Below are 7749 nucleotides of genomic sequence, written 5' to 3'. Positions count from 1 at the left end.
ACCTAAATCAGTATAATCTCCTTTAAGTTTAAGATTGACTTCATAAGGAGACTCAATAGTTTGTTTTAGTGATAAGAGAAATTTTAATAGTGAGCTTTTACCACCACTATTTTCTCCAATTAAAATATTAATCCTTGAAAATTTAAAAGATTGATTTTTAAAACTTCTAAAATTATTGATTGATAAATCAAACATAAGCAGTATTTTGAAACGTAAATATATAAATTTTATAATATCCCACCTTATAATAAAGTGGGATTAAAAAAATCAACTCAAAAACCAATGATAATCAGAATCACCATTGATACTTTGTTGAATACCTTTAGTAAAATCAAAAGCATTCAAATTTCTATCTAAGAAAGTATCTATGTAACTGCTCTTATTGGCTTGTGTAAAGAGATTGTAAAGATTCCATAGATTTATATCTCCATAATTATCTCTACAAAAACTTTCATCTTCATAATAATCTTTTGTAATGGTATTAATATGACCATCTGTAAATTGGAGTAATGGTATCTTTAATTTCTCTTTTTTAGGCAGATGTTGATACAATCTTGTTCTACCCAAAAATTGAGCAAATTGATGTTCAGTTAATGAGTAATCTGCAAACTGTTTCATTTCTGATAAATGTTTCTCTGCATTATAATTGTTAAGTAGCTGGAAAAGTTTAGATTGTAGTTCTTCATAGGAACTTACTTTTAAATCGTCAACAAACCCATCACTCCATACACAAAGATTACAGCATACTTTGTTCTGAAAACCAACAAAAAATTTGAACTTTTCAAAAGTCTTCTTATTGTATAGATTCTCCTGATTATATGCTCTAACTCCGCCAATTGCTAATGACAATTCATTACCGTTAATAACATCTGTAATGGCTGGTATTTTAACAATAAAAGCCATCCTTTCATAATAGATGGTTTTCTCATGGTCTAACAAATCCTTTACATTCTTATAAATAGCACCTGGAGTTCTACCTTTGATTTGATGAGAAACCCTTATTTCAGGTTCACTTATAGAATGGTTAGGAAATACATTAGCAATGCAGTTTTGAGATATTTCTATGAACTCCTGGTGACTAATAGTCTTTTCGTTATCCTTGCTGAATACAGGTATGATGCATTCATTTTTTAAATGTTGTAAATTAATTTCCTGTGTATTAGCTTCTATGAAAGGTTTGTGGACATATTCATTTTGGCTTTGTAAAGAATTCAAGTAAATTTTTTCCTTACCTGGAGTTGGAATATATTTATTATCTCCAGGTAACTTTTCAATTATTGCATCGTTGATTGGTCTTAAATCAAAAGCCTGCTCTAAAGTGGCAGGCTTAATGTGTCTTAGTGTGTCCATTTGTTGAATGATTTTTAGGATTGGATAATTGTATTAAAAGACTTTTTTTCTCTTCATAATGGGGCTTTAGGTTCTCTTGATATTCAGGATATTGCTTGTACAAAGCCAGTAATTCAGCTATATTATTACAGTATTGGATTTGTTGAATTACCTGCTGTTCATTTAGAATATTTTGATTTCCAGGTACGCCACTATTACACCAATCTAAAATCAGCTTCCCTGTCAACTCACTTATTTGAAATTCAGGCTTTCCCATGAATAAGCCAGTTCTATCTTTACTTGATACAGCAAAATGTTTTATATCAATATCAAAAACCAAAGTAAATTCATAATCTAATCCATCTCTTTGAACTGATTTCAAACCTACTTTCTCAGGAATGTATTTACCATCTTTTTGGTTCAATACATAATCCTGTTTAGTTCTCATAGTGGCAATAATATGAGCATTAGCTTGAAGAATTTTATCTACAAATGCTTTCTGTCTTTGTGTAACCTTTGCCCAATTAGTAAAGCTGTTTCCTGCCAATTTGGAATGAAAATCCAACAGTTCATCCCATTCATGAGAAATGGAATCTATAATAATAACTTCCATTCCCGCTTTTTCACAAACTTCAATAGCTATAATGTAATTCTCAGGTGTGAATGGTGGTGTCATTGTCAGAACATTGTAATTACCCAAATGAGCATACAAATCAGCACTCCCATTTTCTGTATCAATTACAGCTACTTTGGATAATCCGCCATTAGTTAATCCTTGTGCTATTAGTAAGGAAGAATATGTTTTTCCTGTTCCTGATGCACCTTGTAGAGCCATTTTGATTTTGGCTCTCTTTCTTTCGCTTTGTCTTAATTGCATAATATTTTTTGTTTAATGGTTAATATTTAAAATTTAATTTCTTTAAACATTTGAAGTATATCTATTTCCAGGTGACATTCAAAAAATAAAAAACCAACCTCAAGATTTTGAGATTGGTTTGAAAAATGTCCAAATTTTACTGTCGAGTCTTATATAGTAAAATGTAAAAAAATAGATATTATTAGTATTTTCCATAAAATGGGTCATTGGTATATTCATCAATTACATCCTTTTGTTCCCATTCAATTTTACCAGATTGTAGTAACCAAGAATCTTGAAAGTCATAAATCAAATTAATGTATTCTAATGGGTCTGGTAGGGGAATAACATTTGTAACTGCTAAAATTTTTCCAGAGAAATCTCCAATTGCCTTGTTTGTCTCCTGTATGGAGATATTCTGTCATACATTTTAGTCTTAGGGTTTTCATAAAATAAATCATTAGAGTAAAGTGTACCTCTAATTATAACATTCTTTGTCTGAATTTAATGTGAAAAATGAATCATTAAAAAAAGATTCTTCAAAATAATAATCAAGCATACTCTGAACATTATCTTCTGCGAACTTATATTTTGATACCTTTATAATACTTGTTAATTTACAATTGACGAATTGATTATTCCAAGCTGCCCAATAAATGTAATTGGATAAATTCTTGCCATAAATATCATAAGTGATAGACAAATAACCATCACCTTCCTGTAGTTTATACCAATCATATGAGGGAAAGTGGCTTTTAATATCCGAGGATAATTTCTCCAAATCATTTATTCCAGTCTCAATATGACTTCTTTTTTCTTGATAGAAACTGTGTAAAATGTTGTCTTGCCTATTTAATGATATATAATTCGATTGATACTTCTTATCATCAAAATTGAAATAGCCCAAAGAGAGAGTTTTCAGATAATTTGCATCAGAATTTTCATAAATTATCGCCTTTTCAGGTGAAGGCATTATGATGAAAACTTTTGATTTGTTTCTTACCCTTGCTACAGCTTGTATCACTGAATTAATTCTATCTGTAAATATTCCAAATGGATTTTTGCCGTTATCGGCATATGCAAATTTTAGAGGTAAAATAATAAATAAAGAGGTATTTTCATCATCAATACTTATTCCAGTTTTGAATTTTGTTCCTATGTTACATCCTTCAAAATCAAAATCTTCATTATTGTTTCCTGTAACAAGATTTAGTGAACCGTAATGGTTACTAATAGCTTGCCCAATTGATGAATTATATATGTTCTTTGCAAGTTTTTCAGAAAAGCATAAAATATTAATATACTTAGAATATTCGAACTGTTCTTCTACCAAATCTTTGATATATTGGTCATCTTGTTTAAACTGATAACTATTATAAAAACATAGATGTAGCTCACTCAATTTATTTAATTGTTGAATTCTTTTACTTTCAATTATTTTTATTCTTTTATTAGTCAGCTCAGCAAGAAACTTGATTACAACTTTTGACGCTTCACTAAAGGTTGCACTTGCCACAATAACTTTATGAATTACCTCATTCCATTTATAGAGATTTGGTAGTAAAAGAGGATTAAAAGTATCAAGTGATTCATGAATTTCATCAAATATAAATATTACTTTCTCATTATTTTCTTTGCATTTTGATATTAAATATTCATAGTATTCTCTCTTAATATCTTTTTGTTTATAAGCTACTGTACCTGCATCACCAAGTAAACTCTTAACTGAAATTAATTGAATCGGCTTTTCATAAAAATCTTTAAAATCATTTTTACCTACTCCTATGCTATCCAACTCTTGATAATCAAAATAAATATTATCTAACCCACTTTTTTCTTGAATTTTTGAAGCATAATCCTTATTAAGTGACTTAAAAGGGGTGATAATAATAATCTTATATTTGTTCCTTTTTTTATTCTCATGATAATAATGTTTTACAAAATTGTCGATAATTGCAGTTGTTTTTCCTTGCCCAACACCTGCATTAATAATAGTCGTATCAATTTTACTTAAATCAACAACATTTTCAAGAGCATCTGAAATAAAACCTTCCTCATTAGGTTCAATAATAGTTTTTTCGGCATCATCAAATATATATCCATCAAAGTCAGATATGTTTATCTGTTTAAAATCGATAGGCTTTTCCTGAAAAGGGATAACATTTATTTTTTGCATTGTATTTAACTGTGTTGTAAAATTAATACAACACAGTTAATAAATGAAGTTATTTTAGTTTTTTACTTAATTCTATCATATAATCATTGACTTTTCCTATCCATAATTTTAGCATAATATTTCATTATAGAGCAAAACTGTTGTAGCAAAAGTTTTTCTGGCAGTATGATGCGTGATTCTTTTCTTTATATTAAGAATTTCAGCAATTTCTTTTAAAAATGAATTAAAATTCTGATTACTTATGACAGGTAATAGGGTTTCATATTTACCTTCATACTTTTTCAATACAATTTCAGCTCTTCTTAGCAACGGTATTGTCAGATTCTTTTTGGTTTTCTTTCTATAAATGTGAATCCACTTCCTGCCATCAAATCCTTCAACAATATGATGCTTTTGAAGTGTTGACATTTCCTCAAAAGCTAATCCACTGTAACAACAGAATACAAACATATCAGCAACATTTTGAAGTCTATCCTGTCTGAATCTATGCTTTTCAAAAATTATTAGTTCATTGTGATCCAGGTAAACTATTTCATTATTTACCTTCACAGGCTGGTATAATAAAAAAGGATCTCTTTCCAAGAAACCTTCTGCCAAAGCAATTTTAATAATCTTCCTTAACCTCTCAATATGTTTGTTGATAGTTATTTGCTTGAAAGACTTCTCAGCTTTAAGATAGAAATCGTAATCCAGAAGAAACTTCATTGTTAAATCTTCTAAACTAAAATTGTTCTTCTTATATTCATGTTTCAAAAAGCTTGTAATGTGTCTCTGACTTTCTTTGAATTTAAGTAATGTAGAATGAGAATAACCCTTCCCTATCAGTTTTTCCATTCTGCTGTTGTGCAGATTAAACACTTCAATAAGAGTTTTGGATTCTTTTATATCTTCTCCTTTATATGTTTGATACAAATCCTCAATTGTAAAATTTTCCTTCTGCACTTGAAGCAATAAAAAAGCCTGATTAATCTCTTGTTTAATCAGGCTTAGTTGCGTGTTAATCTGTTTACTATCTTTAGTTTGAGAATCAACCTTTTGTAATTTAGCATTCCATAAATCAGGATTTACAAATAATCCTGTGGAGAATGGCTTTCTTTTTAAATTGTAGGTTATTCTACATTCTATAGGACAAACTCCTTTTGAGTTTGCTTTTGTTTTTTTTATAACGAATAAAATATTTACCATGAATAAAGGGTTTAAGATGGGAACCTCGAGAAAGATGGGAACCTATATGGGAACCTAAATAGGAGTCTTTAGAAAATTTAGGGTACGCCTAAAAGTATGCCTCCAAAAACACAATTTCAGAAATTTAAAAGAGAAAATTTAATTTTCCGAAAAACATAATCTGCTGAATTTCAAACACAAAAAAGGAGAACCATTTCTGATTCTCCTGTTGGTAGCGGGGACACGACTCGAACGTGCGACCTCCGGGTTATGAGCCCGACGAGCTACCTACTGCTCTACCCCGCGGTATATTTTTWAACGTTTACCGAAAACGTTATTMTTAGTAGCGGGAACCGGACTCGAACCGATGACCTTCGGGTTATGAGCCCGACGAGCTACCTACTGCTCCATCCCGCGATATTGGATTGCAAATATACGAATATTTTACGAAACCGCAAGCAATCCTTTAAATAAAGGCATATTCTTTGATTCAGTATAAATATTCGTACATTTGTTTATGGCAAAAATTTTGAAAATATATCCCGACAATCCTCAGGAAAACCTTATCAACGAGGTGATTAAAACCCTGAATAACGGCGGACTGATTATTTATCCGTCTGATACGATCTATGCTTTAGGCTGCAATATTTTTGATATTAAAGCCATGGAAAAACTGGCACAGATCAAGAAACAGAAACTTGAAAAAGCAAAGTTTTCGATTATCTGTAATGATTTAAGCCATTTGTCTGATTTTACAAGACCAGTTGACACCTCAGTTTTCAGGTTTCTAAAAAGCCATCTTCCAGGTCCATTCACATTTATTCTTGAAGCAAACAAAAGTTTGCCTTTAGCTTATAAAAATCACAAAACTATCGGTATTCGTGTTCCCGATCATTCAATTCCGCAGCTGATTGTGGAAAAACTGGGTCACCCGATTGCATCAACTTCAATAAGAGATGATGATGAAATTATAGAATACTCTACAGATCCTGAACTTATCGCTGAAAAATATGATCATTTGGTGGATATCGTAATCGATTCGGGTTATGGTGATAATGTGGCTTCAACTATTGTTGATCTGACATCAGGAGAGCCGGAAATTATCCGTCAGGGAAAAGGCGAAATCTAAAATAGTTGACGGTTTTTAGTTGATGGTTGATGGTTTGAGATACAATATTTCAAAATTAAAAATAGATGATTAAATACTCAAAAAATTATTTATTAAAAATATGAGTCTGAACGGAAGATATTCAATAGGCATAATCCTTACTTTCGTATTGCTTGCCGTTTCAATGCTGTATTCAATCCCACTGATCAATTTATTTTTTAAATATAAAACCTTAACAACCGATCTGTTTTTTTATAACAGGCTTTCGCTTTGGTTAATTTTAATTCTTGTATTGACTTATAATTTCTTAATAGAAAACAGGTCATTTTTTGTTTGGGAAGAAAAAAAACACTCACCTTTATTTTATTTGGGTGCAATAGTCGCATTGTATTTTATCAGTTTGTTTGGCGGAGCTTTCCTCAATGGAATTATTTCTCTCATAGCTGAGGAAAAAGTGAGTGAAAGGCTTTTAGAACTAAAAATTTTATTCAAAAACAATTATTTCCTTATCATTTTTACTTGTCTTACCGCTGCAGTTATCGAAGAATTACTGATGCGAGCTTACATTCAGCCAAGAATTGAGAAAATATACAATAGCCCGGCATTAGGAGTTATTATTTCTGCACTTTTGTTTGGCATTTTACACAGCACTTACGGAACGATCGTTCAGGTTGTAGTTCCCTTTTTTATTGGGATCGTATTTGCTTTATTTTATAAAAAATATTCGAACATTAAAATTCTGATCGTTTGTCATTTCCTGATCGACTTTATTTCAATGATGCTCATGAATTTTATTGATCCTAAACATCTATCTTTACTTTACTTATGAAAATTATCACCTCTCCTGCCAAATTAATGAATGTAGAAAACTCAACCGACTTATTGAGAACATCTACCCCAAAATTCATCGAAGAAGCAGCGTTGATTCAGTCTCATTTAAAACATAAATCTCCAAAATATCTTTCTGAACTAATGGAAATTTCGTCAAAATTGGCAGACGAAAACTGGGAAAGAAACCAAAAGTGGAAACCCAAACCTACCGCAAAAGAATCTGCTCCTGCAATGTTTGCATTCACAGGAGAAGTGTATCGCGGACTTGATGCAAAAACATTAGAC

The 7749-nt window shown here is 30.8% G+C and carries 8 protein-coding genes and 2 tRNA genes; 3 read left to right on the top strand and 7 right to left on the bottom strand.

Annotated elements, in window-relative coordinates; genetic code table 11:
* From AB4Y90_RS16865 to AB4Y90_RS16835, 7 genes are all read right to left on the bottom strand, one after another.
* A partial coding sequence (locus AB4Y90_RS16865; protein ID WP_441558729.1) for an AAA family ATPase occupies positions 1-195 on the bottom strand: 195 nt, incomplete at its 3' end.
* A 72-nt stretch (positions 196-267) separates the two neighbouring features.
* A complete protein-coding gene (locus AB4Y90_RS16860) occupies positions 268-1350 on the bottom strand; it encodes a DUF3871 family protein (RefSeq protein WP_441558728.1) in 1083 nt (360 codons plus the stop codon).
* A complete protein-coding gene (locus AB4Y90_RS16855) occupies positions 1328-2206 on the bottom strand; it encodes an ATP-binding protein (protein WP_441558727.1) in 879 nt (292 codons plus the stop codon). Before AB4Y90_RS16855 ends, AB4Y90_RS16860 begins: the two co-directional genes overlap by 23 nt.
* 457 nt (positions 2207-2663) lie before the next feature.
* The gene (locus tag AB4Y90_RS16850) at positions 2664-4361 is read right to left on the bottom strand and encodes a DEAD/DEAH box helicase family protein (RefSeq protein ID WP_441558726.1); all 1698 of its coding nucleotides are present in this window, start codon (positions 4359-4361) and stop codon (positions 2664-2666) included.
* Positions 4362-4469: 108 nt separating this feature from the next.
* Positions 4470-5546 (bottom strand): site-specific integrase, encoded by a 1077-nt coding sequence (locus AB4Y90_RS16845; protein ID WP_441558725.1) that lies wholly within the window; start codon positions 5544-5546, stop codon positions 4470-4472.
* 209 nt (positions 5547-5755) lie between these two features.
* Positions 5756-5831, bottom strand: a tRNA-Met gene (locus AB4Y90_RS16840).
* A gap of 38 nt (positions 5832-5869) precedes the next feature.
* Positions 5870-5942 (bottom strand) — tRNA-Met (locus AB4Y90_RS16835).
* Positions 5943-6042: 100 nt separating this feature from the next.
* Between AB4Y90_RS16835 and AB4Y90_RS16830 the strand changes: the two genes are divergently transcribed.
* The 3 genes from AB4Y90_RS16830 to yaaA all read left to right on the top strand — a co-directional run.
* A complete protein-coding gene (locus tag AB4Y90_RS16830) occupies positions 6043-6654 on the top strand; it encodes an L-threonylcarbamoyladenylate synthase (RefSeq protein WP_441558724.1) in 612 nt (203 codons plus the stop codon).
* A gap of 100 nt (positions 6655-6754) precedes the next feature.
* Positions 6755-7462, top strand: coding sequence for a CPBP family intramembrane glutamic endopeptidase (locus AB4Y90_RS16825; protein WP_441558723.1), 708 nt, complete (start codon positions 6755-6757; stop codon positions 7460-7462).
* A partial coding sequence (gene yaaA, locus AB4Y90_RS16820) for a peroxide stress protein YaaA (protein WP_441558722.1) occupies positions 7459-7749 on the top strand: 291 nt, incomplete at its 3' end. The genes AB4Y90_RS16825 and yaaA, both read left to right, overlap by 4 nt.

It is taken from the genome of Chryseobacterium sp. 2TAF14, from assembly GCF_052115105.1.
GTDB lineage: Bacteria > Bacteroidota > Bacteroidia > Flavobacteriales > Weeksellaceae > Chryseobacterium.
This window is presented reverse-complemented; position numbering and strand designations above follow the sequence as displayed.